Below are 22166 nucleotides of genomic sequence, written 5' to 3' on the forward strand. Positions count from 1 at the left end.
GGTGTTCTATCCATCCCGTAATCTGACCGGAGCTTTCATGTTTAGCAACCGCAATTCCCTGGTCTCGCTGCTGTTGGGCGCGTTCATGCTGACCGCGCCGGGCGCGGCACCGGCCTCGGACAAGCTCGATATCCGGCCTCATGAGGCACCCGCGACCTGCGGGGCGCGCGCGCCGCAAATCCGGGTCGTGGTCGAAAATGTCACCGCGCAGGGCATTCTGACGGTCGAGCTTTACCAGCCGAGCGAGAAAGATTTCCTCAAGAAGGCCTCGCGCCTGCACCGGATCCGCGTGCCCGCCGAGCAGGGCCCGCAGACCGTCTGTTTCGACGTGGACAGTGCGGGCCGATACGCAATCGCCGCCTATCAGGATCTGGACGCCGACCGCGATCTCGACCAGAAATGGAACATGATGCCTGCCGAACCCTTTGCGCTGTCGAGTAACAAAAAGCTGGCGCTTCGCATGCCGGTATTCGATGATGCGGCATTCGAGGTGCCCAAGCAGGGTGTGAAGATACGGATCCGATTGCAGAAATGACCACCCCCCCCCAACCTGCCGCCGCGTCCTGCGCAGCCGCCCTGCGCGTGACCCCGGTGGCCTCGGCCGCCGACCGCGCCGCGTTTCTCGACCTGCCCTATCGCGCCTATCGCGGTCAGCCCGGCTGGCGCGCGCCCCTGCGTATGGAGCGTGCCGCACAGCTTGATCCTGCGCAGAACAAGGGGTTGGCGAATATTGATCACGCGCTGTTTCTGGCGCGTCGCGGCACCGAGGTGGTGGGACGGATCGCCGCAATCGTCAATCACGCGCATATCGAAATTCATCAGGACGGCACCGGGCATTTCGGATTTCTCGATACGCTGGCCCCTGATCCCGAGGCGGTCTCGGCGCTGATCGCGGTGGCCTCGAATTGGCTGCGGGCACAGGGCATGACCCGGATCAGGGGGCCGTTCAGTTTCTCGATCAACGAGGAAACCGGCCTGCTGATCGATGGGTTCGAGACGCCGCCGATGATCCTAATGCCGCATGGCCGCCCCGATTACGCCCCGGCGCTGGAGAGCGTGGGGTTGGTCAAGGCGATGGACATGCACGCCTTTCACTACGCATTTGGCGAGGCCTATACGATGCCCCCCCGTGTCCGGCGCCTGGTCGACGCGTTTCACGCGGAACCCGCGCTGAGCATCCGCCCGCTCGACATGCGCAATTTCAAGGCGGATATCGCGCTCATCATGGATTTGTTCAACGATGCCTGGGCCGAGAACTGGGGCTTTGTCCCGTTCAGTGCCGCGCAGATCGAGGCCATGGCCAGTGAACTCAAGCCGTTGATCCATCCGCGCTCGCTCTGGATTGCCTCTGTCGGCGGAGAGCCCGCGGCGTTCACGCTGTTCTTGCCGGATATCAACGAGATGGCCGACGGTCTGGACGGGCGGCTGCTGCCGTTTGGCTGGGCGCAGCTTCTCTATCGCCTCAAGATCCGCGGGCCGCGCCGGGCGCGGCTGCCGTTGGCCGGGCTGCGGCGCAAATACCACAAGTCGGGGCGCGGGCTGCTGGCGATGGCGGGCTGTTTCGAGGCGGCGTTTCGCGCGCAGCACGAACAGGGTGTGCGCGAGGTCGAGGCATCCTGGGTGCTGGAGGTCAATCGCGATCTACTCAAGCTCATCACGCTTTACGACATGAGCCGCTACAAGACCTATCGGGTCTACGAGAAACCCCTGTGACCCGGCCCGAGACGCAGGCGGCGTGTCGCGGCGGTGCAGTGCAGGTGCTCGTGCTCGCAGGGACGCGGGCAGGGGGCGACGCGCTGACCGAGGCCGAAGGCGTGTCGAGCAAGGCGTTGATCGACATTCAGGGTCAGCCGATGCTGTCGCGGGTATTGCGCGCGCTGCGGGCCAGCCGCGCCTCGGGGCCGGTCACGGTGATGGGGTTAGAGGGCGCAGAGCTGACGGCGGCGGCGGATGGCATCGCCTGCCATGCGCTTGCCGCCAGGGGGCGCGGCCCGGCGTCGTCGCTGCTGTGCGCGCTTGAGGGTGATATCGCGCCGCCGGTGTTGGTCACGACCTGCGATCATGCGCTGCTGACGCCCGAGATGGTGGATGTGTTTCTCGACGGATCCGAGGCGAGCGGTGCCGATCTGACCGTGGGTCTGGCCGAACGCGCGGTGATCGAGGCGGGCTATCCCGAAACGCGCCGCACCTATCTGCGGCTTGGCGGGGCTGAGTTGTCAGGCTGCAATCTGTTTTACATTCGCACCCCGCACGCGCTTGAAGTGCTGCGCTTTTGGCAGAGCGTAGAGCAGGACCGCAAGCACCCGTGGCGCATCGCGCGGCGGTTCGGCCTCTGGACGGCGCTGCGCATACTGCTCGCGCGCTCGGGGCCGGAGCCGGTCTTTGCCATGCTCTCGCGTCGCCTTGGGGCAGAGGTGCGCCCGGTGTTCCTGCCCTTTGCCGAAGCGGCGATCGACGTGGACAAGCCCGGCGATCTGGCGCTGGTGCGCGGCATTCTGGCCGCGCGCGCGCCTTAACCGCGTCGGCCCGGCCAGTCCCCGGCAAGCGCTGCGCACACCCGCGCCGCCGCATTCGGGGCATCGGGCGCATGGCCCAGATCGGGCGGGCCGGGCCAGCCCGGATCGGCAAATTCGATGCCGTCAAAGGACGCAGGCTCGGGATAGCGTGGGAGGACATGGAAATGCACATGCGGATCGACCATCATCAGCATCAGGTAATTGATCTTGCGGTTGCCGAACCGCGCGACGCTGGCCTCGATATCGCCGGTGATCCGGTGCAATTCGGCATGCGCCTCGGGGGGCAGATCGGCGAAGGATTGCGCCGGGCCATGCGCAAGAAGGATCAGCGCGCCGAGCGTGGCCTGCTGCGGGCGCGCCTGAACGCTCCACCACTCGTAGTCGGCAATCAGCGTCTCTTTGCCCCCGAAACGCAGAAAAGTGGCGTTTCGTTCTGGCATTTCCGTGCGTTCCATTGTTAACCCCTCCTGCAACTGTTGCGGGGCAGGGTGCCCCTTTGGACCGATGATAAGTGGAATGACCGGATGACAAAAGCGGCAAGCGTGCGTCTCGTTGGGGAAAGCGACGCAAGGCTCTGGGGCCTCGAGTTGCGGGAATGGCAGCGGCGCGCCTGGCAAAAGGCGGGTGCGGCCACGGTCAACGAGGCCTCGGCGCGGCTGCTGGTGGGTGTCGACTGGGTGCTGTCGCCCGCGTTGCAGCGCGCGCTTTTGGCCACGCCCGGGGCCGCGCTTATCGTCGAGGGCGAGGGGCAGGCTGCGCCGCGCCTGGCCGCGCTGCACCTGCCCGAGGGTGCCGCACCGCAGGACTGGGAGGGCTGGATCGGATGCGAGCATCCCGACGCCTCGGCCCTGCGCGCCGCCGGGTTCACCCCCGGGGGCATGGCCGCGTTTGCCGGGGACTACGACGAGGTGCTGCGCAAGCGCGAGGCGCCCTATGCGCTCTCGATGCGGACCGAGACGGCGCTGCGGGTCGAGAAACGCCTCTTCAAAGGGTCCTACAAGGGTGTCACCGACCTGGTCACGAAATACGCCTGGCCCTGGCCCGCCTTTCACGCCACCCGCGCCGCGGCACGGCTGCATATCTCGCCCAACACGGTGACCACGCTCAGCCTCGTGATGGTCTTTGCCGCGCTCTGGTGTTTCTGGGAGGGGCACTGGGCGCTCGGCATCGTTTCGGCCTGGGTGATGACCTTTCTCGACACCGTCGATGGCAAGCTGGCGCGCACCACGATGAGCTATTCGAAATGGGGCGATCTCTACGATCACCTGATCGACCTGATCCATCCGCCGTTCTGGTACTGGGCGATGTGGAACGGGCTACACGGGCAGGCCACAGGCGTGAGTGCGCAGATGCTCGATGCGTCGCTTGCTATTCTGGTGATCGGCTATGTGCTCAACCGCGTGCAGGAAGGCGTCTTCATCGCCAAGTTCGGATTTCATATCCATGTCTGGGAGCGGATCGATTCCATCGCCCGCGAAATCACCGCGCGGCGCAATCCCAACATGTTGATCTTCATGCTCGCGGTGATCGTGGGCGCGCCCGGCTGGGGCTTTGTGGCGATGGCCACCTGGACGCTGCTGTGGCTGATCTTCCACGGTGTGCGGCTGGGGCAGGCCTGGCTGCAGCCGACACCGATCACCTCGTGGATGGAGGGCTGAACGCGGCATGGCGGGCACGGCGATCTTCGATCTTGACCGGACCATCACCCGGCAGCCCACATGGACGTGGTTCCTGCTGCATGTGAACGGGCGGAACCCGTTGTTCTGGCTGCGCATGACCGGGATCGTGGGGCGGATGATCGGCTACAAGCTGCGTCTCGTGCCGCGCGACGCGATCAAGGCGGCGGGGGTGCGCACGCTGGCAGGTCAGGATCGCGCCACGCTTCAGGCCAAGGCGGATCGCTTCGTTGCGGGGTTGCTCAACACCGGTCTGCGGCCCGGCGCGCGCGCGGCCATCGCGGCGCACAAGGCACGCGGCGACCGGCTGGTGCTGGTGACCGCGGCGGTCGATGTGGTGGCGGATCCTCTGGCGCGGGCGCTCGGCTTTGACGATGTGATCGCGACCGGGCTGACATGGCCCCCGGGCGCGCGCGGCCCGGCGATCGACGGGGCCAATTGCTATGGCGCGGAAAAGCTGCGGCGCATGGAGGCGTTGCAAGCCGCGCGCCCCTTCGCCCGCCCGATCCATGCCTATAGCGATCACCTCTCGGATCTCGACCTGCTGACGCTGGCGGATCACGGCATCGCGGTCAATCCGTCCTCAGGTCTGCGCCACGCGGCGCGGGCCCATGGCCTCGAAATCGTCGATTTCGAGCATTCGCAATCCCTACCCGTGACATTGGAGACCCCTGCATGAAAACCATCATCCTGAGTGCCGGGCGTGGCTCGCGCCTGCTGCCGCTGACCGAAACCCGCCCCAAATGCCTGCTGCCCGTCGGCGAGACCACCGTGCTCGGCCGCCAACTCGACACGCTCGAGGCGGCAGGGGTGAGCGAGGCGGTGGTGGTCACCGGTTTCATGACCGCACTGGTCGAGGACGAGGTCGCGCGACGCAGCGGCCCGATGCCCGTGACCACCATGTTCAACCCGTTCTTCCAGATCGCCGACAATCTGGCGAGCTGCTGGATGGTGCGCGACCACATGGACGGGGATTTCCTGTTGATCAACGGCGATACGCTCTTTGAGGCGGCGTTGCTGGAGGATGTGCTCAACAGCCCGCACGAATTGCCGGTGCAGGTCACCATCGACCGCAAATCGGCTTACGATTCCGACGATATGAAGGTACAACTCGACGGAAGCCGCCTGCGCGCCATCGGCAAGTCGCTGCCGCCCGAGCGCGCGGATGCGGAATCCATCGGGATGCTGCGCTTTACTGGCGAGGGTCCGGCGATCTACCGTGCCAAACTGGAGCAGATGATGCGCACGCAGGATGGCGTGTCGCAATGGTTCCTCAAGGCGATTGACGCGATCGCGAGCACCACCGGGCAGGTTGGCACATTCTCGATCGAGGGCCGCCGCTGGAACGAGGTCGACACGGTTGAGGATTACGAGGGCATAGACGGGTATTTCAAGACCTGACGACAACCTGACGACACGCCTGCTTGAGCCGTAATGCGTCAGGCGCGCAACAGTTGGTGATCTGCCGGGGCCCGTGGTATCACGGGCTGCAAGAAAACTGCTATAGACCACCAAAAGGGGGAACGGGATCAATGGTTTTTTCTGGTGGCAATTTGCGCCGCGTGGCAGGGCTCTTGCTGGCCGCGTGCCTGTGTCTTGGGGGCGACGGCCTTGTGATGCGGGCCACGGCGCAGGAGGCTGACGGTGCCGAAGAACCGCGCGGCACGAGGCTCGCCTTTGGATCCATCAAGGTGTCGGCCGACATGCCGCTCGAAGTGGTGTCCGACACGCTCTCGATGGATCAGAATGTCGATATCGCGATCTTTTCCGGCAGTGTCGTTGTCGATCATGGCGAGTTGCAGCTCAAGGCAGGCACCGTGCAGGTGGAATATGGCAACGCCGAGGAGGGCGGGGCCGCAAATGGCATCATCCGCGTGATCGCCGAGGGCGACGTGCTGATGCAAAGCCCCGACGAGACCGCCGAGGGCGACAGGGCGGTCTATACCATCGCCACAAGCGAGATCGTCGTGACCGGCGATGTGGTGGTGACCCAAGGGATCAACCGGGTCACGGGTGAGCGCATGATCGTCGATCTGGAAGCGGGCACAGCGGTGATGGTCGGGCGCGTGCGCACATTCATCGACCCCGGGGCGACCGGGGACGAAGACCCCGACCCCGGAAGCGCGGAGACCGACGCGGAGACCGGTCAATGACAGCAGGCGCGACGGACGCGCCGGACACCGCGCAGGGGTTGCGGGTGCGGGGATTGCGCAAGAGCTATAAGCGCCGGATGGTGATCCGCGACGTGAGCCTCGATCTCGAACAGGGCGAGATCGTCGCGCTGATGGGGCCGAATGGCTGCGGCAAGACCACCTGTTTCTACATGATCGCCGGGCTGCTGGAGCCTGATGGCGGGCAGGTGATCATCGACGGCGTCGAGGCCACGCATCTGTCTATCGACCGGCGGGCCAAGCTGGGCATCGTGTATCTGCCGCAGGATATCTCGATCTTTCGCGGGATGAGCGTCGAGGACAATATCCTGACCATCCTCGAATTGCTGGAGCCCGACATCGCCAAGCGCCGCGAGACGCTGGAACAATTGCTGGAGGATTTCGACATTGTGGGGCTGCGCGATGCCTCGGCGCTGTCGCTCTCGGGCGGCGAGCGGCGGCGGGTGGAGATCGCGCGCTGCCTTGCGGCGAATCCCCGCTACCTGCTGCTCGACGAGCCCTTTGCCGGGGTCGATCCGATCACGGTGGCGGAAATCCGCGTGCTTGTCTCCGACCTCAAGGCGCGCGGGATCGGCGTGCTGATCACCGATCACAACGTACGCGACACGCTCGAAATCGTGGACCGCGCCTATATCCTGCATGATGGCGGCATATTGATGAGCGGCACGCCACAGGATGTGGTGCGCAACGAAGACGTGCGCCGGGTCTATCTTGGCGAGGATTTCCATGTCGCGTGAGGCTTGCGGCGAACACGATCCTGTGCCAATTCGCCGCCATGCGTTGCGATTCCGCGCGCCCTGGCATAGGGTCGCGCCGCCTGCCGGTCAGATGGCCCGAACGGGGCGCGGCAGTGTCTCATGCCCGAAGGATGATTGCAGATGGAAGATGTGAAACCCTCGCGACCCGAGAAGCCCAAGACGCTGAACCGTCCGGTTCGCCGCTTCGTCAAGCGCAACGGCAAGAAGGCGATGAGATGGGCGTCGCGCTTTCAGAGCAAGCAGAGCCTGGTGCCCGACACGCCGTTTCTCGACACGAGCCATTTTCCGTTTCTCGACGAGTTCGAACTGAAATGGGAGGTGATCCGCGACGAGGTGCGCGAGATCCTCAAGAATCGCGACGACATCCCCGGTTTTGAAGAGCTGTCGCCCGACCAATACCGGATTGCGCAGGACCGGCAGTGGAAGACCTTCGTACTCTACGGTTTTGGCGAGCAATTGCCCAAGAACACCCGGCAGGCCCCGGTGACGACGGAACTTTTGAGCCGCGTGCCCAATGTCCAGACCGCCTGGTTCTCGATCCTCGCCCCCGGCTATCACATCCCGGCCCATACCGGGGTGACCAAGGGCATCCTGCGCGCGCATCTGGGGCTGCTCATCCCGCAGGAGCGCGAGAAATGTCGCATTCGGGTCGATGACGAGGTCAAGGCCTGGGAAACCGGCAAGGTCATCGTGCTTGATGATACTTACGAGCACGAGGTCTGGAACGATACCGACGAGGAACGCGTGATCCTGCTGTTCGATTTCGACCGCCCGATGGGGTGGCGCGGACGGATGCTCAACCGTTTCATGCTGTGGCTGATGAAATTCACCGCCTTCTACCAGGAGCCCAAGAAGAACCTCGCCAATTTCGAGGATCGGTTCGAGGCGGCGACCCGCCGCGCCGATGCCAATCTCGAAAAGCTGAGCGACTAGGGACCGCCACCGATGCGCTCGGAATTCGGCTCTTATCTCAAGTCATTGCGGGCGCGGCATCTGTCGCGGTGGCGCACAGGCCGCCACGTCGAGGCGCATCTGCGCTTTCCGGGCATGGAGTTCCACGAGGCGCTGAGCCGTGTCACCTATCGGCGGTTGTTCGGCCAATGGCCGGACCTGGACAACCCGCGCACGATCAGCGAGAAGCTGTGCTGGCTAAAGATCAACGACCGGCGGCCGATCAACGCGGTGATCACCGACAAGTACCGGATGCGCGGCTATGCCGAGGATCTGGGGCTGGGGCATCTGCTGGTGGATATTCACGGGGTGTGGGATGCCGCCGACAAGGTGGAGTTCGACGCGCTGCCGGATGCCTATGCGCTCAAGGTTACGAATGGCAGTTCGTGGAACGTGATCAAACGCCCGGGCGAGCCGATCGACGTGGCCGCCGCCCGGCGCAAGCTGGATCGCTGGATGAAGACCGAGATGGCCGACAACAAGGGCGAATGGTATTACGCCGCCTCGCCACCGCGCATCATCGCCGAGCGATATCTCGAGAACGAGGCGGGCGACATGCCCGACTACAAGCTTTACGTGATGAATGGCGAAACCCGGATCGTGCATTATTGCGACAGCCGGTTCAACGGGCTGCGGCGCATCTTCATGCTGCCGGACTGGACGCCCGCGCCGTTCACCTTTCCCGCGTTCGGAGAGTTCGGCACCTTGCCGGAGCGTCCCGAGTCCCTGGACGAGATGATGCGCCTCGCGCGGATTCTCGCGCAGGGCTTTGCGATGGTGCGCGTGGATTTCTACATCCATCAAGGGCGGCTCTTGCTGGGGGAACTTTCGCTTAATCCCGGCGGCGGCTATACCGTGTTCAAGCCCGATGAATGGAATCTGAAGATCGGCGAGTGGCTGGAATTGCCCGACAAGGCCAGCATCGTCGGCTGAGGCTGCCGCGCTCCGGTTTTTCCTTGCACGCGCAGATACGGCTCAATAGAAGACCCCTGATTTTGACCGCCGCGGACGCCTCCGCGGCCTGATGCATATGGAAGGACGAACATGCAGGTCACCGAGACGCTCAACGAAGGTCTGAAGCGGGGATACAAGATGATCCTGTCGGCGCAGGCGCTGGACGACAAGGTCAATGAAAAGCTGAAAGAGGCCCAGCCGGACGTGGAGCTCAAGGGCTTTCGCAAGGGCAAGGTGCCGCTGCCGCTGCTGAAAAAGCAGTTCGGCCAGCGTGTGCTGGGCGAGGCGATGCAGGAAAGCGTCGATGATGCGATGAAGGCGCATTTCGCCGAAAAGGGCGAGCGCCCGGCGTTCGAGCCTGACGTCAAGATGGCGAATCAGGACTGGAAAGAGGGCGACGACGTCGAGGTCGAGATGACCTACGAGGCGCTGCCCGAGATCCCCGAGGTCGATCTGGCGTCGCTCAAGCTGGAGCGGCTGGTCGCCAAGGCGGATGACGCCTCGGTCGATGAGGCGCTGAACAATCTCGCCGAGAGCGCGCAGGATTTCAAGGATCGCAAGAAGGGCAGCAAAGCCAAGGACGGCGATCAGGTGGTGATTGATTTCGTCGGCAAGGTTGATGGGGAGGCGTTCGAAGGCGGCACCGCCGAGGATTACCCGCTGACACTCGGCTCCGGCAGCTTCATCCCCGGTTTCGAGGAGCAGCTTGTCGGTGTGAAGGTCGATGAGGAAAAGGCCGTCACGGTCAACTTCCCCGAAGAGTATCAGGCCGAGCATCTGGCGGGCAAGGAAGCGATCTTCGACTGCACCGTGAAGGCCGTCAAGGAGCCGGTCGCGGCCGAGCTCAACGACGAACTGGCGCAGAAATACGGGGCCGAGGACCTGAACGCGCTGAAAGAGCAGATCCGCGAGCGGCTGGAGCATGAATTCGCCGGTGCGGCACGCGCGATCCTCAAGCGGCATGTGCTCGACGGGCTCGATGAGAAGGTCAGCTTCGATCTGCCGCCCACCATGGTCGAGACCGAGGCCAAGCAGATCGCGCATCAGATCTGGCACGACGAGAACCCGAATGTCGAAGGCCACGATCATCCCGAGGTCGAACCCACCGATGAGCATGTCAAGCTGGCCGAGCGTCGCGTGCGCCTCGGGTTGCTGCTTGCTGATCTGGGCCAGAAGGCCGAAGTTGAGGTGACCGATGCCGAGATGACGCAGGCGGTGATGAACCAGGCGCGGCAATATCCCGGCCAGGAGCGTGAATTCTTCGAGTTCGTGCAGAAGAACCCGCAAATGCGTCAGCAACTGCGCGCCCCGATCTTCGAGGACAAGGTGATCGACTATGTGGTCGAGCTGGCCGATGTCACCGACAATGAGGTCTCGAAGGAAGAGCTTGAGAAAGCCATCGAGGCGATGAACGACGAGGAATGATCCTAGTCACGGCATGAGTAAATCAAGGGCCGCCCCGGGGAGAAGTAGGGCGGCCCTTGTCGTTCGTGCGTGAGTGGGCACGGATGGTTCCATGGGTCATGGCTCACACCCGTGCTGACGGGCCCTTCTGGGGGGTCAGGCGCCGACGTCCGTGCGCGAACGAATCTTTTCCACAAGCGCGGCCTTGAGGCGCAGTGCATCCACCCTTTCCTTGGCGGTCGTCGAATTCGCGATCTGTTCATCGCAATATATTTCAAGATCGGATTTGACCGGCTCCGCCCGAAGCGCCTTTCCGCGTCCGCTCAGCGCAAGGGCCTCCGCCTCCGACAGAAACACGTCACCTTCAATTCCGGCATGGGCCCGGATGCGATCAATGCGCTCATCCGAACAGTCCAGCAGCGCAGCGAGCGCGTGCGCCTTGCCCATGTCCACGGTCTTGCCGATGTAATCATATGGCGCATTGCCAGAGCGAATCATCACACGGTTCATAACCGGATCAATCACTGCAACAGCGTCGAGCACGCCGGCACTCTGCCCATATTCGAAGGCGCCAATCATTACCTCCGAAGTTACGTATGAGATCGAGTTCACCGAGCGACCGCCGCGTGACAGGCGTTCGGTATCAACGCAAAACCTCGTCGCCTCCCAGATCTGTGGGCTGCGAAGCGGTGGTTCGCCTTCGAGAATGTCCGCGAAAACATCCGCAAGCATATGTGGGCCTGTAGTCTGCAGCAGGCGCATGCATCCGACGACATGTCCATCCTGGTCAAGCGACATGACATAGGCCGCATCAAGCTCGTCGTAGAGGTCTATCTCCATTCCGTCTTTGATCGTGACATCCCATCCGAGCCGGTCACAGAAGACGCGAGCGCGAAGGCGGTACATTTCATTAACGAGGTCACTGAAGCGATCCCGGTTCAGAGCGTCTATGACGATGATCATTTTTTTTCCCCAATATTTTGTCCTGAGGAAAGTGTCGCGCATCAGGCGCGCAGATGCCATTAGGGGTTTCCCGTATGGGGTCACGGCAGCGTGATTGGCATCCGGGCCGAATCAACCGGCCCTCAGCCAGGCTTTATCATACCAAGCCCGACTGCGCGACCGATGGCTTGCGGCGTACTGAGCGCACCCAGCTTGGTACGCGCGGAGCGCAGGTGCACCTCGACGGTACGGTGCGAGATAGCAAGGATGTCGCCGATATCCTGCTGTGTCTTTCCTTCGGCGACCCATTGCAGGATCTCGCGTTCACGCGTCGACAGTACCGGCAGGTTCAGGGCGGCCATCGGCACGTCTGAACTCATCACGTTGTCATGCATGTGCACGGCGGCAACTTGCAGGTTGCCAATGACTTTCTTCTTGAGAAGACGCCATTCTCGATCACCGCAATCGCGGGTCACACTCATCAGGCCGACATCACCATAAGGACCGCGGACAGGCACGGTAAGGCCCCTGCTGGCCACGCCAAAGGCAGGCGCATCATTAAAGACGCTTTGGAAATGCGGCGTGCGCTCCAGCCGGGTCCAGTCAACGGGGGCAATCGATTTTCGCCCGATATGAATCGTCGGATCGATGCGGTGAAGCCCCTTGCGGGTGTAATGCATGATCCAGTCGGCGCGATAATTAGCAAAGCCCTGAATGGCACCGGTAATGGGGTTAAAGGTCGCGTAGGACGCGTGGTCGAATTCAAGCGACTGGCAAACGTCATCGATAAACCGGGTAAAACGGTCATCACTATGCGGGATCTTGCTGAGGTCGATGAGCTCCATGCTCTTATCCTCGCTGCGTTGCCTACGGTCCAGTATAGTTGCGGTCACGAAAGATTTACAAGATAAGCTCTTGTGGCCCGGATTGCGAGAGGGAGAGTATCGCGTAGCTGCTCGCGCGGCAAATAGGCTCTTGCCAAAAGGCAACGCCGCGCGGTTATCCGCGCGGCGTTCGAAGTCGGCGCTGTGCTGCGATCAGCGGTCGCTGTCATCACCGTCGACAGCCTCTGCCACCGGGGCGAGGTCGTCATCGTCAGAGGCGGCGGCACCGATATCCTCGAAGAGTTCGGCGATCTCGTAATCGGCGGCCTCCTCGGCTTCGGCGGCGGCGTCCTGGATGCTCTTGCCGGAGGCCTGCAACTCGGCCTCCTCGTTGGAGCGTGCCACGTTGAGCTGGATCGTCGTCTCGACTTCTGGGTGCAGCGTGACGATCACGTCATGCAGGCCCAGTTCCTTGATCGGACGAGCCAGGGCGACCTGCTTGCGCTCGAGAGTGAAGCCGTTTGCGGTGGCCGCATCGGCCGCGTCACGGGTGCTGACCGAGCCATAAAGCGCACCGCTGTCCGAGGCCTGGCGAATCACGATGAACTGCTGAGCATCGAGTTTCGCGGCCATCGCTTCGGCCTCTTTGCGGGTCTCGAGATTCTGCGCCTCAAGCTGTGCCTTGCGCGCCTCGAAATCTGCGATATTTTGCGCAGAGGCCGACAGCGCCTTTCCTTGCGGCAGCAGGTAGTTGCGCGCGAAGCCCGACTTCACGTCGACGACTTCGCCCATCTGGCCCAACTTGGCCACGCGTTCAAGAAGGATCACTTGCATCTGATTTCTCCTTATTTCACGGCGTAGGGCAGCAGGGCGAGGAAGCGGGCGCGCTTGATCGCGCGGGCCAGCTCACGCTGCTTCTTGGCGGAGACGGCGGTGATGCGCGAGGGCACGATCTTGCCGCGTTCGGAGATGTAGCGTTGCAGCAGGCGCGTGTCCTTGTAGTCGATCTTGGGCGCGTTATCACCCGAGAAGGGGCAGACCTTGCGGCGACGGAAAAACGGTTTTGTAGCCATGGCTTATATTCCTTTCTTCAGGTGATGGTTCAGCGGCGCTCGCGGCGCTCGCCACGCTCTTCGCGCTTCTGCATCTGGACCGAGGGGCCCTCGGCATGCTCGTCGACCTTGATGGTCAGGACGCGCATCACGTCATCATGCAGGCGCATCAGGCGTTCCATCTCCTGCACGGCCGAGGCGGGGGCATCGGTGCGCAGAAAGGCATAATGGCCCTTGCGGTTCTTGTTGATCTTGTAGGCCATCGTCTTGACGCCCCAATACTCGCTATCCACGAGTGTGCCGCCATTGTCGGTCAGCACGGTGCCAAAATGTTCGACAAGGCCTTCGGCTTGCGCGTTGGACAGATCCTGACGCGCGATCATCACATGCTCATACAGCGGCATGTCAGCTCCATTTCTATCAAGGCGCATTTCATAGGATGGACGTTTTCCCTTTCGCGGCCCACCCACGAGAGACTGCGCGGTCAATAACGAATGCGAAAGGTTCGCCGTCCATACATGGGTGCATCGCGTGGCGCAAGCCGATTCCCGGCACCATGCGCAGGCCTGAGGAATGCCGCACCGGTGCCCCATTTCCGACGTCTTTCGGGGAAAGGTTGAGTGTGTTCGAGCAGAAGGAAAAGACAATGGTTGCATTGCCCGATATTGAACGTGAATTCACGCAGGCCCCGCACAGCTATCAGGAGCCTGCCGGTCTGCCGGAGCAACGATTGATCCGGATCGAGGCGTCGACGCTACTGCGCGCGCTTTGCGGCGTGGCGCTTGCGGCCTCGGCATTCGGGGTCTGGATCGTGCCAACGGGGGGCGGCGATCCGGCGATGATGCTGATCAAGCTGGTGTTTTCGCTGGCACTGTTCTGGGCAGGCATGCTCTGCCTTTCGGTCTTCGTCGGCGGTACCGACCTGCCCGATGTGGAGGTTGACAACCGCGCCCGCAAACTGCGCGTGATTCACCCGCAGCCCGACGGACGCAGCGCGCGGGTGACCGTGCATGATTTCGATGAGCTGGCGGAGCTTTCGCTGCGCGACCGGATGCTAACAGCACGGGACCGTCAGGGGCGTCAGATCGTGTCGCTCGAGCTCCATGACAAGCGCAGCGAGCGTATGCTCCGCAACGCCCTGAGCCTGGCGGCCTGAACTGCGCGAGCGGCATCTGTTCGCCTGTCCACAGAGTCTGTTTGAAACTGTACTCTTGTTCTTCGCGGGAACCATGTCATTTATTACCTGTCAGTTTGACACGATACTTTTTGGAGGTTCCCGCAATGAAACAGACTTTGATCGCCGCCGCTCTTGCCATGGGCGCTACCGGCGCCTTCGCCGCGCCTGAGGCCTATACACTCGACCCAAGCCACAGCCAGGTCGTTTTCTCCTATAACCATCTTGGGTTTTCGACCACGCACGGCATGTTCTCGGGCTTTGAGGGCGAGATCATGTTCGACGCGGAGGACCCGGCGGCCTCTTCGGTCAATGTGGCGATGCCGATCATGTCGATGTTCACGGGCTGGGAAAAGCGCGAAGAGCATTTCATGTCCGATGATTTCTTTGGCGCGAGCGAGGGCGATATGGTCACTTTCACTTCGACGGGCATTGAAGTGACGGGCGACAACACCGCCAATATCACTGGCGATCTGACGATGAACGGTGTCACCAAATCGGTCGTGCTCGACACCACGCTCAATCAAAAGGCCGATGCGCATCCGATGAACAACAAGCCATGGCTCGGCTTTGATGCCAGCACGACGCTGCTGCGCTCGGATTTCGGGGTCGACAAGTTCGCCCCCTATGTCAGCGACGAGGTCGAGGTGAAAATCTCGATCGAGGCTGGCAAGGCGGAATAACACCGCTGCTCAACTCACGGAAACGTCGGGGCCGTTCGCGGGAATGCGAGCGGCCCTTTCTTTTTGCGGGTTCAGGTGCCGTAGGCACGGTTTTGGGCCATGACCTCGTCTGCGACCCCCAACAATGTCTCGACGATCATATCCAATTCAGGCTGCGTAAGACGGGCGGGCAGGCGGGCATCGCAGGCGCGCATCAGCATGGCGCGGGTTTGCGGCAGATCGGGCGTCTCGCCCGGCAGGAATTGCCAGTTCCAGAAGGCGCGGGCATTGTCAGTGCTAAGGCCAAAGATCTGTACCTTGACCCCGCGCGCCGCCGCCGCCTCGGCAAAGGCGCGGGTTTCCTGGTCGCTCAGGCCCACAAGGTTAAATTGGATTGAATCCGGCGCGCGCTCTTCCGGCCCGAGTTTTTCAGGCACCGAGAGCCAAGGAGAGGTATTGAGCCGGGCGGCCACGTAATCGTGATTGGCCCGCCCGTCGCGCACCCGGCGCGCCACCTCGGGCAGTTGCGGGCGGATGATCGCCGCCGAGAGGTTGTTCAGGCGCAGATTGTAGAGTGGCAGGCGGTTCTGCCAGCGGGCAAATCCAGCCTCTATCTCGGGGCCGGACGCTGCCAGATGCTTGGCCCAGTTGTGCTCATAGGCCCCCGACATGATGACCGCGCGGGCTATGAGATCGGCATCGTCGCTGACCATGATCCCACCTTCACCCGCATTCACCAGCTTGTAGGATTGAAAGCTGAAACAACCGACGCGCCCGATGGTGCCGATGTTGCGACCATGCCAGGTGGTGCCGAGCGAATGCGCCGCATCCTCTATCACCGGAATGCCGCGCGCGTCGCACAGCGCCATGATCCTGTCCATGTCGGAGGTATGGCCGCGCATATGGCTGACGATCACCGCTTGCACATCCATCAGCCGCGCCTCGAAATCCGCCATGTCGATGCGGTAATTCTCGCCCACCTCGCAGAGCACCGGCACGCAATCGGCATGCACCACCGAAGAGGGCACGGCGGCGAATGTAAAGCCGGGGACCAGCACGCGCGCATCGCGCGGCAGGCCAAGCGCCTTGAGCGAGAGAAACAGCGCCGCCGAGCAGGATGAGACCGCTAGCGCGTATTTCGACCCCAGAAGGTCTGCGAATTCCTGTTCCAGAAGCGTGACCGGCGCATTCTCGGGTGCGGTGTAGCGGAACAGATCGCCCGATTGCAGCATCCGGTCGATTTCCGCGCGGGCGGCTTCGGGGATCGGTTCCGCGTCATAGACATTGGGTGTGGCTGTCATGTGTTCGGATTTCCTGAATGTAGGCTTCGGTTTTCCGGAACATATAGGCCCGAACTGTGACAGTTTGTCAAAGAAAACCCCCGCCTCAACCGGGCGGGGTGCGATTTTCGGCCGAAGCGGTACAGAACTCAGATGCCAAGCCTGTCGCGCATGGAAAACCAGGTCATCGCCAGCACCAGAAGCGGCGTGCGCAGGGCACTGCCGCCGGGAAAGGCGGGGGCAGGTACACGCGACAGCGTCTCGAACCCTGCTGCTTCGCCGTGCACCGCATCGGCCATGAGCTTTCCGGCATGGGTTGCGGTGCCCACGCCATGCCCCGAATACCCCGACGCCGAGAGCATGTTGGGCGCGAGCCGCGCGAGATAGGGCATGCGTTTCATCGTGATCGCGAGTGTGCCGCCCCAAGCGTAGTCGATGCGCGCATCGTGCAGATGTGGAAATATCTCCAGCATCGGCTTGCGCACAAGCGATGCAATGTCGTGCGGGAAACGGTAGCCATAGCTTTCGCCGCCGCCGAACAGCAGCCGCTTGTCATGACTGAGGCGAAAGTAGTTCACCACAAATTTGCTATCCGCCACGGCGACGTCACGGGCCAGAACGCGCGTGGCCTCATCGCCCAGCGGTTCAGTTGCAGCGATGAAATTGTTGATTGGCATGACGCGGGCGGCGACCTTGCGGTCGAGCCCGCCGAGATAGCCGTTGCAGGCGAGGATCACGTGATCGGCCTTGACCGCGCCTGCATCGGTGGCCACGCGCGCCGGGATGCCGCGCGCAAGGTGATGCACGGCCGACTCCTCGAAGATGCGCACGCCTGCCGCAGCGGCGGCGCGGGCAAGCCCAAGCGCATAGGCCAGCGGGTGCAGATGCGCAGCACCCATATCCAGCGTGCCGCCGTGATAGGCGGGAGAGGGGCAGAGCGCCTGCATCGCGTCGGCATCGAGCTTTTCAAGCTGATCATAGCCATAGTGCTCGGCCAGGTGATCGGCATAGCCATGCTCATGCGCGGTCTCGCGACCCGAGAAACAGGCATGTGCCACGCCCGGTTTCAGATGGCAGTCGATGCCGTGCCGCGCCACCAGCGCCTTGACCAGCGTTTTGGCATCCTCGGCCAGATCCCAGAGTTTCGTAGCATCTTCCGGCCCCACCAGACGCTCCAGCGCCGTCTGCTCCATCCGCTGCCCGCTGCCCAGTTGACCGCCATTGCGCCCCGAGGCCCCAAAGCCCACGCGCTGCGCCTCGAGCAGCACCACGTCGAGCCCCGCCTCGGCCAGATGCAGCGCCGCCGACAGCCCGGTATAGCCCGCACCCACCACGCAGACATCCGCCCGCACCTCGCCGCGCAAGGGCGCGAACGGGGCCAGCGGTGCTGTGGTCGCGGCGTACCAGCTTGGCGGGTATTCGCCGCGCCGGTCATTGGCATAGAGCAGGTTCATGGTTTCTTCTTGGCCAAAATACTCAAAATCCGAGCGCTTGCCCCGGATCAGACATTGAGCAGCAGATGCTCGCGCTCCCACGGGCTGATGACCTGCAGGAATTCCTCGTACTCGGTGCGTTTGACGATGTTGTAGACGCGGCAGAATTCCGCGCCGAGGACCTCGTGCAGGTCGGTCGCATCCTGGAACACATTGAGCGCCTCGCCCATCACGTTGGGGATATCCGGCTCTCCGGCATAGGCGTCGCCCTTGAACTGCTTGTCGGGCCAGTCTTCCTTGATCATGCCCAGAAGGCCGCAGGCGAGGCTTGCGGCGATGCCGAGATAGGGGTTGCAGTCCATCCCGGCCATGCGGTTCTCGATTCGGCGCGACTCCGGCCCCGAGAGCGGCACGCGAATGCCGGTGGTGCGGTTGTCGCGGCCCCAGGCAAGGTTGATTGGCGCGGCGTGATCCTTGACGTAGCGGCGGTAGGAATTGACGTATGGGGCGAGCACCGCGATCGCCGAAGGCAGGTGTTTCTGCAAGCCGCCGATGAAGTGGAAAAACGCATCCGTCTCGCCGCCCTGCGGACCCGAAAAGAGGTTGCGCCCGGTCTCCATGTCGAGGATCGAGTGGTGGATATGCATGGCGCTACCCGGCTCGTCCTCAATGGGCTTCGCCATGAAGGTGGCGAAGCAATCGTGGCGCAGCGCCGCCTCGCGAATGAGCCGCTTGAAGTAGAACACCTCGTCTGCCAGCTTGATCGGGTCGCCGTGGCGCAGGTTGATCTCCAGTTGTCCGGCGCCGCCTTCCTGCGTGATGCCGTCGATCTCGAAACCCTGCGCCTCGGCGAAATCGTAGATGTCGTCGATCACCGGGCCGAATTCGTCCACGGCGGTCATCGAATAGGCCTGCCGGGCGGCGGCGGGCCGACCCGAGCGGCCCATCATCGGCTTGATCTCATGCGCCGGATCAAGGTTGCGCGCCACGAGGAAGAATTCCATTTCCGGCGCGACCACCGGTTGCATGCCGCGCTTGTGATACATCTCGACCACCCTTCGCAGCACGTTGCGGGGCGAAAACGGGATCGGCGCGCCATCGCGGTCAAAGGCGTCGTGGATAACCTGAAGCGTCCAGTCCGCCGTCCACGGCGCGGCGGAGGTGGTCGACATGTCGGGCCGCAGGATCATATCCTTCTCGATGAAGCCATCCTCGTCCGCCGCCTCGCCCCAATCGCCGGTGATGGTCTGGTAAAAGATCGAATCGGGCAGATGGAAGTACTGCTGGCGGGCGAATTTGGAGGCCGGCACGGCCTTGCCGCGCGCAATTCCGGGCAGGTCGGAGATGATGCACTCCACCTCGTCGAGCCTGCGGTTTTCCAGATAGGTCTGGGCCGCCTGCGGCAGCGTTTTGGTGAATTCGCGTAGATCGGCCATGTCAGGCCCCTTTCCTAAAGACATCCGCAATGCGCGTGGCCATCGTGGAATTGTCGGTGGGCATGGCGAGCCGTCCGCGAGCGTGGTCGCGCAGCGGGTCGGGCACTACGCCGATGGCGCGGTGTTCGATCAGCCGGTCCATCATGGTAGCATTGAATTCGGGATGCGGCTGTACCGTAAAGATGTGGTCTCCGTAGCGCAGGGCGGCGATATCGCACCCCTCGGCGCGGCCCACCAGTTCGGCCTCTTCCGGGGCCTCGATCACCTGGTCCTGATGCCACGCGTTGAGGGTGAGGGGGGTGCCCTCGATGTCGTATTCCGTCGCCCCGACGCGCCAGCCATTCGGGTGCTTCACCACCGTGCCGCCAAGCGCCTGCGCGATGATCTGGTGGCCAAAGCAGATGCCGACCATTGGCAAGTTTGCCGCGTGAATGGCGCGGATCAAGTCCTCGAGCGGCGGGATCCACGCATGATCCTCGTAAGCGCCGTGCTTGGAGCCGGTAATGAGCCAGCCATCGGCGTCTTGCGGTCCGTCGGGAAACTCTTCGTCGACGACCGAATACGTCACGAAGTCAAATCCCTGCCCATCCAGCATGCGCGCCATCATCGTGTCGTAATCGCCCAGTTCCGGCAGGACGATATCGGGGGCGTGGCCGGTCTGGAGAATGCCTATTTTCATCATTGGCTCACTATTTGATCAAATTTTGACGCGGTGGGTCTGCGCCTAGACTACACCGTTTCGAGATAGGTCTTCCAGTGGTCCTCTGCATCGATCTTCGAGATATGCGCATGTTCCTGTCGCTTGGTCATCACCAGATTGCGGATCAGTTCGGCCGGAAAGATGCGCGCGATCAGCGGATCGGCCTCGAAAAGGTCGATGGCCGCGCCCCAATCGGCAGCAAGTTGCGGCAGGTCGGTCTCGTAGGCGTTGCCGGTGATCGGGGCGGGCGGCGTCATGCCGTCCTCGATGCCGGTGATGGCAGCGCCAAGGATGGCGGCGAAACTAAGATAGGGGTTGATGTCGCCGCCCGCGACGCGATGCTCGATCCGGCGCGCGGCATTGGGCCCGCCGGGGATACGCACTGCGGCGGTACGGTTCTCATAGCCCCAGCCCGCGCCGGTGGGCGCATGCGCGCCGGGTACAAGACGGGCGTAACTGTTGGCGTGGGGCGCGAAAATCAGCGTCGAGGGCGGCATCGCGGCCAGGCAGCCCGCGACCGCGCTGCGCAGAATGTCGGTGCCGCGCTCGGTGCCGTCGTCAAACACGTTGCGGCCCTCGCCATCCAGCACCGAGAAGTGCATGTGCATGCCGTTGCCGGTATCATTGGCAAAGGGTTTGGCCATGAAGGTGGCGACATAGCCATGTTGGCGCGCGAGCCCCTTGATCATGGTTTTGAAGAGCCAAGTATCGTCGGCGGCGCGCATTGCGGATTGGTGATGCAGGGTCAGTTCGAACTGCCCGATCCCCGCCTCACTGATCGCGGTTTCCACGGGGATTTTCATCTCGGCCCCGGCGGAATAGAGATCGGACAGGAAGGCGTCAAAGGCGTCCATTTGCCCGAGGCTGAGGATGCCGGGGGCCTTCATGCGTCGGCCAGAACGCGGATCGCGTACGGTTTTCAGAGACTTGCCGGAAGGATCGACGAGGGTGAATTCCAGTTCGGTCGCGGCAAACACCTCCCACCCGCGCGCGGCGTATCGGTCGAGGACAGCCGCCAGCGCGTGGCGCGGGTCGCCCGCGAAGGGCGCGCCATCCTCGGTATGCATGACCATCGGCACCAGCGCTTGTGGTACATCGAGCCAAGGCAGGGGGACCGCGCCGCGCTCGGTCGGAAAGAGGCAGCCGTCGACGTCGCCGGTCTCGAAGACCAGCGGTGAGTTTTCGATATCGGCGCCGAAAACATCGAGGTTGAGTGAACTGAGCGGCATGCGCAGGGTGCCGCCGCCGAGCTTGTCGCCATGGCTTACCGGAAGGCGCTTGCCACGCATGCAACCGTTGAGATCGCAGGCAGCCACGCGGAAGGTCTGGAACTGTGTGAGGTCCATTTCGGAATGTCCTGATCGGGATTTGCCGTAGACTATCGCGGCAGAGGGGGCTTTGCCAAGATAATTTGATCAAAAAATTCCGGGATGTGTTCTCTTCTTCGTCATCGTCCGGTCAAGCCTGAGGATGACGAAGAGCGCGGGTCAACTCGGGCTGTGCTGCCAGCGGGTTTCCAGCTTCTCGATGGCGGCGATGCGTTCGGCGGTCTTGGGGTGGCTCAACAGCCAGGCTGGCATCGCGCCGCCCGCGCCCGATGTCAGCGCTTCCAGCTTTTCGAAGAGCGATTTCTGCGGCGCGGTGCCGATCCCGGCCTTGGTCAGCAGGGCCGCGGCGTAGGCGTCAGCCTCATACTCATCACCGCGCGACAGGCGCGCGGCCAGAAGCGTGGTCAGGCCATTGGCGATCCAGACGCCGACGCCCGGCAGAAACCGAGACAGCAGCATGGCAAGCGCCGTGCGCAGCGCGTTCTGGCCCGAGAAGTCGATCATACGGCGGCGCGAATGGCCCAAAGCGACATGCCCCAGCTCATGCGCAATGACCGAGGCCATTTCTTCGACCGAGACCTCACCGGTCTGGAACTTGCGGTAGAACCCGCGTGTGATGAAGATGCGCCCGTCAGGGGAGGCCAACCCGTTTACCGGGTCGATCTCGTAGATATGCACCCGCACGCGCGGCAGATCGAGTGCGGTAGCCAGCCTGTCGGTCATCCGCTTGAGCACCGGATCGGCTAACTCGGTCGACTGGGTGTCGAGCTCGCGCGTGGTGCGCCAGACCGAGAAGCGGTACATGGCGAGCGCGTAGAGAATGGCGAGCAGGATCGGCATGAACTTGAGCATAGTCGGAATATGGGGCGCGGCAGCGAAGGTGGCAAGCGCGGATGATGTCGGCG

25 protein-coding genes are annotated in these 22166 nt (G+C 63.0%); 13 read left to right on the top strand and 12 right to left on the bottom strand.

Annotated elements, in window-relative coordinates; all coding sequences use genetic code 11:
- The first annotated feature begins 37 nt into the window (after positions 1 to 37).
- The 3 genes from BHD06_RS01825 to BHD06_RS01835 are packed head-to-tail and all read left to right on the top strand — an operon-like array spanning position 38 to position 2516.
- A complete protein-coding gene (locus tag BHD06_RS01825) occupies positions 38 to 535 on the top strand; it encodes a DUF2141 domain-containing protein (protein WP_080455258.1) in 498 nt (165 codons plus the stop codon).
- The gene (locus BHD06_RS01830; protein ID WP_080455259.1) at positions 532 to 1713 is read left to right on the top strand and encodes a hypothetical protein; all 1182 of its coding nucleotides are present in this window, start codon (positions 532 to 534) and stop codon (positions 1711 to 1713) included. The genes BHD06_RS01825 and BHD06_RS01830 overlap by 4 nt, the downstream gene beginning before the upstream one ends.
- Positions 1710 to 2516 (top strand): nucleotidyltransferase family protein, encoded by an 807-nt coding sequence (locus BHD06_RS01835; RefSeq protein WP_176214256.1) that lies wholly within the window; start codon positions 1710 to 1712, stop codon positions 2514 to 2516. The genes BHD06_RS01830 and BHD06_RS01835 overlap by 4 nt, the downstream gene beginning before the upstream one ends.
- Here BHD06_RS01835 and BHD06_RS01840 read toward each other — a convergent pair.
- Positions 2513 to 2971, bottom strand: coding sequence for an HIT family protein (locus BHD06_RS01840; RefSeq protein ID WP_080455261.1), 459 nt, complete (start codon positions 2969 to 2971; stop codon positions 2513 to 2515). The genes BHD06_RS01835 and BHD06_RS01840 overlap by 4 nt on opposite strands.
- 69 nt (positions 2972 to 3040) lie before the next feature.
- Here BHD06_RS01840 and BHD06_RS01845 point away from each other — a divergent pair, with 69 nt between their 5' ends.
- From BHD06_RS01845 to tig, 8 genes are all read left to right on the top strand, one after another.
- The gene (locus BHD06_RS01845) at positions 3041 to 4174 is read left to right on the top strand and encodes a CDP-alcohol phosphatidyltransferase family protein (protein ID WP_080455262.1); all 1134 of its coding nucleotides are present in this window, start codon (positions 3041 to 3043) and stop codon (positions 4172 to 4174) included.
- A 7-nt stretch (positions 4175 to 4181) separates the two neighbouring features.
- On the top strand, positions 4182 to 4871 hold the full coding sequence (locus tag BHD06_RS01850; protein ID WP_080455263.1) for an HAD family phosphatase: 690 nt from the start codon (positions 4182 to 4184) through the stop codon (positions 4869 to 4871).
- A complete protein-coding gene (locus tag BHD06_RS01855) occupies positions 4868 to 5593 on the top strand; it encodes a sugar phosphate nucleotidyltransferase (RefSeq protein ID WP_080455264.1) in 726 nt (241 codons plus the stop codon). Before BHD06_RS01850 ends, BHD06_RS01855 begins: the two co-directional genes overlap by 4 nt.
- A 131-nt stretch (positions 5594 to 5724) precedes the next feature.
- On the top strand, positions 5725 to 6345 hold the full coding sequence (locus BHD06_RS01860) for an LptA/OstA family protein (protein ID WP_080455265.1): 621 nt from the start codon (positions 5725 to 5727) through the stop codon (positions 6343 to 6345).
- Positions 6342 to 7100 carry an LPS export ABC transporter ATP-binding protein gene (gene lptB / locus BHD06_RS01865; protein WP_080455266.1) on the top strand — a complete coding sequence of 253 codons (759 nt, stop codon included), beginning with the start codon at positions 6342 to 6344 and terminating at the stop codon, positions 7098 to 7100. The genes BHD06_RS01860 and lptB overlap by 4 nt, the downstream gene beginning before the upstream one ends.
- Positions 7101 to 7241: 141 nt before the next feature.
- Positions 7242 to 8054 carry an aspartyl/asparaginyl beta-hydroxylase domain-containing protein gene (locus BHD06_RS01870; RefSeq protein ID WP_080455267.1) on the top strand — a complete coding sequence of 271 codons (813 nt, stop codon included), beginning with the start codon at positions 7242 to 7244 and terminating at the stop codon, positions 8052 to 8054.
- Between the two features lie 12 nt (positions 8055 to 8066).
- A complete protein-coding gene (locus BHD06_RS01875) occupies positions 8067 to 9005 on the top strand; it encodes an ATP-grasp fold amidoligase family protein (RefSeq protein ID WP_080455268.1) in 939 nt (312 codons plus the stop codon).
- Positions 9006 to 9116: 111 nt separating this feature from the next.
- Entirely contained in the window at positions 9117 to 10451 is a 1335-nt protein-coding gene (tig, locus tag BHD06_RS01880) for a trigger factor (protein WP_080455269.1), read from the top strand.
- A gap of 135 nt (positions 10452 to 10586) precedes the next feature.
- Here tig and BHD06_RS01885 read toward each other — a convergent pair whose 3' ends face one another.
- The 5 genes from BHD06_RS01885 to rpsF form a co-directional block, all read right to left on the bottom strand.
- The gene (locus BHD06_RS01885) at positions 10587 to 11453 is read right to left on the bottom strand and encodes an acyl-homoserine-lactone synthase (RefSeq protein ID WP_307718119.1); all 867 of its coding nucleotides are present in this window, start codon (positions 11451 to 11453) and stop codon (positions 10587 to 10589) included.
- A 62-nt stretch (positions 11454 to 11515) separates the two neighbouring features.
- Entirely contained in the window at positions 11516 to 12217 is a 702-nt protein-coding gene (locus BHD06_RS01890) for an autoinducer binding domain-containing protein (RefSeq protein ID WP_080455270.1), read from the bottom strand.
- Positions 12218 to 12409: 192 nt separating this feature from the next.
- Positions 12410 to 13030, bottom strand: coding sequence for a 50S ribosomal protein L9 (rplI, locus tag BHD06_RS01895; RefSeq protein ID WP_080455271.1), 621 nt, complete (start codon positions 13028 to 13030; stop codon positions 12410 to 12412).
- An 11-nt stretch (positions 13031 to 13041) separates the two neighbouring features.
- Positions 13042 to 13269, bottom strand: coding sequence for a 30S ribosomal protein S18 (gene rpsR, locus BHD06_RS01900; RefSeq protein WP_013961325.1), 228 nt, complete (start codon positions 13267 to 13269; stop codon positions 13042 to 13044).
- Positions 13270 to 13298: 29 nt separating this feature from the next.
- Positions 13299 to 13652, bottom strand: a complete 354-nt coding sequence (rpsF, locus tag BHD06_RS01905) for a 30S ribosomal protein S6 (protein ID WP_080455272.1) — start codon at positions 13650 to 13652, stop codon at positions 13299 to 13301.
- A 242-nt stretch (positions 13653 to 13894) separates the two neighbouring features.
- On the opposite strand from rpsF, the gene BHD06_RS01910 reads away from it, so the two are divergent.
- Complete coding sequence (locus BHD06_RS01910) at positions 13895 to 14404, top strand: hypothetical protein (RefSeq protein ID WP_080455273.1); 510 nt, start codon at positions 13895 to 13897, stop codon at positions 14402 to 14404.
- Positions 14405 to 14529: 125 nt separating this feature from the next.
- Positions 14530 to 15105, top strand: a complete 576-nt coding sequence (locus BHD06_RS01915; RefSeq protein ID WP_080455274.1) for a YceI family protein — start codon at positions 14530 to 14532, stop codon at positions 15103 to 15105.
- Between the two features lie 71 nt (positions 15106 to 15176).
- On the opposite strand, the gene BHD06_RS01920 is transcribed toward BHD06_RS01915, so the two are convergent.
- The 6 genes from BHD06_RS01920 to BHD06_RS01945 form a co-directional block, all read right to left on the bottom strand.
- Positions 15177 to 16385 (bottom strand): DegT/DnrJ/EryC1/StrS aminotransferase family protein, encoded by a 1209-nt coding sequence (locus BHD06_RS01920; protein WP_080455275.1) that lies wholly within the window; start codon positions 16383 to 16385, stop codon positions 15177 to 15179.
- 128 nt (positions 16386 to 16513) lie between these two features.
- On the bottom strand, positions 16514 to 17818 hold the full coding sequence (locus BHD06_RS01925; RefSeq protein WP_080455276.1) for an FAD-binding oxidoreductase: 1305 nt from the start codon (positions 17816 to 17818) through the stop codon (positions 16514 to 16516).
- Between the two features lie 47 nt (positions 17819 to 17865).
- Positions 17866 to 19233 (bottom strand): glutamine synthetase family protein, encoded by a 1368-nt coding sequence (locus BHD06_RS01930; protein ID WP_080455277.1) that lies wholly within the window; start codon positions 19231 to 19233, stop codon positions 17866 to 17868.
- 1 nt (position 19234) lies between these two features.
- Positions 19235 to 19912 carry a type 1 glutamine amidotransferase gene (locus BHD06_RS01935; protein ID WP_080455561.1) on the bottom strand — a complete coding sequence of 226 codons (678 nt, stop codon included), beginning with the start codon at positions 19910 to 19912 and terminating at the stop codon, positions 19235 to 19237.
- Positions 19913 to 19962: 50 nt separating this feature from the next.
- A complete protein-coding gene (locus BHD06_RS01940) occupies positions 19963 to 21279 on the bottom strand; it encodes a glutamine synthetase family protein (protein WP_080455278.1) in 1317 nt (438 codons plus the stop codon).
- 141 nt (positions 21280 to 21420) lie between these two features.
- The gene (locus tag BHD06_RS01945) at positions 21421 to 22113 is read right to left on the bottom strand and encodes a M48 family metallopeptidase (RefSeq protein ID WP_080455279.1); all 693 of its coding nucleotides are present in this window, start codon (positions 22111 to 22113) and stop codon (positions 21421 to 21423) included.
- Positions 22114 to 22166 lie beyond the last annotated feature (53 nt).

This window comes from Roseovarius sp. A-2 (genome assembly GCF_002072155.1).
Taxonomy (GTDB): Bacteria; Pseudomonadota; Alphaproteobacteria; order Rhodobacterales; family Rhodobacteraceae; genus Roseovarius.

Excerpts from the sequence above, each read along its gene's own strand:
- BHD06_RS01825 (WP_080455258.1), top strand. The coding sequence starts at position 38 with ATGTTTAGCAACCGCAATTCCCTGGTCTCGCTGCTGTTGGGCGCGTTC.
- BHD06_RS01830 (WP_080455259.1), top strand. The coding sequence starts at position 532 with ATGACCACCCCCCCCCAACCTGCCGCCGCGTCCTGCGCAGCCGCCCTG.
- BHD06_RS01840 (WP_080455261.1), bottom strand. The coding sequence starts at position 2,971 with ATGGAACGCACGGAAATGCCAGAACGAAACGCCACTTTTCTGCGTTTC.
- BHD06_RS01845 (WP_080455262.1), top strand. The coding sequence starts at position 3,041 with ATGACAAAAGCGGCAAGCGTGCGTCTCGTTGGGGAAAGCGACGCAAGG.
- BHD06_RS01850 (WP_080455263.1), top strand. The coding sequence starts at position 4,182 with ATGGCGGGCACGGCGATCTTCGATCTTGACCGGACCATCACCCGGCAG.
- BHD06_RS01855 (WP_080455264.1), top strand. The coding sequence starts at position 4,868 with ATGAAAACCATCATCCTGAGTGCCGGGCGTGGCTCGCGCCTGCTGCCG.
- BHD06_RS01860 (WP_080455265.1), top strand. The coding sequence starts at position 5,725 with ATGGTTTTTTCTGGTGGCAATTTGCGCCGCGTGGCAGGGCTCTTGCTG.
- lptB (WP_080455266.1), top strand. The coding sequence starts at position 6,342 with ATGACAGCAGGCGCGACGGACGCGCCGGACACCGCGCAGGGGTTGCGG.
- BHD06_RS01870 (WP_080455267.1), top strand. The coding sequence starts at position 7,242 with ATGGAAGATGTGAAACCCTCGCGACCCGAGAAGCCCAAGACGCTGAAC.
- BHD06_RS01875 (WP_080455268.1), top strand. The coding sequence starts at position 8,067 with ATGCGCTCGGAATTCGGCTCTTATCTCAAGTCATTGCGGGCGCGGCAT.
- tig (WP_080455269.1), top strand. The coding sequence starts at position 9,117 with ATGCAGGTCACCGAGACGCTCAACGAAGGTCTGAAGCGGGGATACAAG.
- BHD06_RS01885 (WP_307718119.1), bottom strand. The coding sequence starts at position 11,453 with ATGGCATCTGCGCGCCTGATGCGCGACACTTTCCTCAGGACAAAATAT.
- BHD06_RS01890 (WP_080455270.1), bottom strand. The coding sequence starts at position 12,217 with ATGGAGCTCATCGACCTCAGCAAGATCCCGCATAGTGATGACCGTTTT.
- rplI (WP_080455271.1), bottom strand. The coding sequence starts at position 13,030 with ATGCAAGTGATCCTTCTTGAACGCGTGGCCAAGTTGGGCCAGATGGGC.
- rpsR (WP_013961325.1), bottom strand. The coding sequence starts at position 13,269 with ATGGCTACAAAACCGTTTTTCCGTCGCCGCAAGGTCTGCCCCTTCTCG.
- rpsF (WP_080455272.1), bottom strand. The coding sequence starts at position 13,652 with ATGCCGCTGTATGAGCATGTGATGATCGCGCGTCAGGATCTGTCCAAC.
- BHD06_RS01910 (WP_080455273.1), top strand. The coding sequence starts at position 13,895 with ATGGTTGCATTGCCCGATATTGAACGTGAATTCACGCAGGCCCCGCAC.
- BHD06_RS01915 (WP_080455274.1), top strand. The coding sequence starts at position 14,530 with ATGAAACAGACTTTGATCGCCGCCGCTCTTGCCATGGGCGCTACCGGC.
- BHD06_RS01920 (WP_080455275.1), bottom strand. The coding sequence starts at position 16,385 with ATGACAGCCACACCCAATGTCTATGACGCGGAACCGATCCCCGAAGCC.
- BHD06_RS01925 (WP_080455276.1), bottom strand. The coding sequence starts at position 17,818 with ATGAACCTGCTCTATGCCAATGACCGGCGCGGCGAATACCCGCCAAGC.
- BHD06_RS01930 (WP_080455277.1), bottom strand. The coding sequence starts at position 19,233 with ATGGCCGATCTACGCGAATTCACCAAAACGCTGCCGCAGGCGGCCCAG.
- BHD06_RS01935 (WP_080455561.1), bottom strand. The coding sequence starts at position 19,912 with ATGAAAATAGGCATTCTCCAGACCGGCCACGCCCCCGATATCGTCCTG.
- BHD06_RS01940 (WP_080455278.1), bottom strand. The coding sequence starts at position 21,279 with ATGGACCTCACACAGTTCCAGACCTTCCGCGTGGCTGCCTGCGATCTC.
- BHD06_RS01945 (WP_080455279.1), bottom strand. The coding sequence starts at position 22,113 with ATGCTCAAGTTCATGCCGATCCTGCTCGCCATTCTCTACGCGCTCGCC.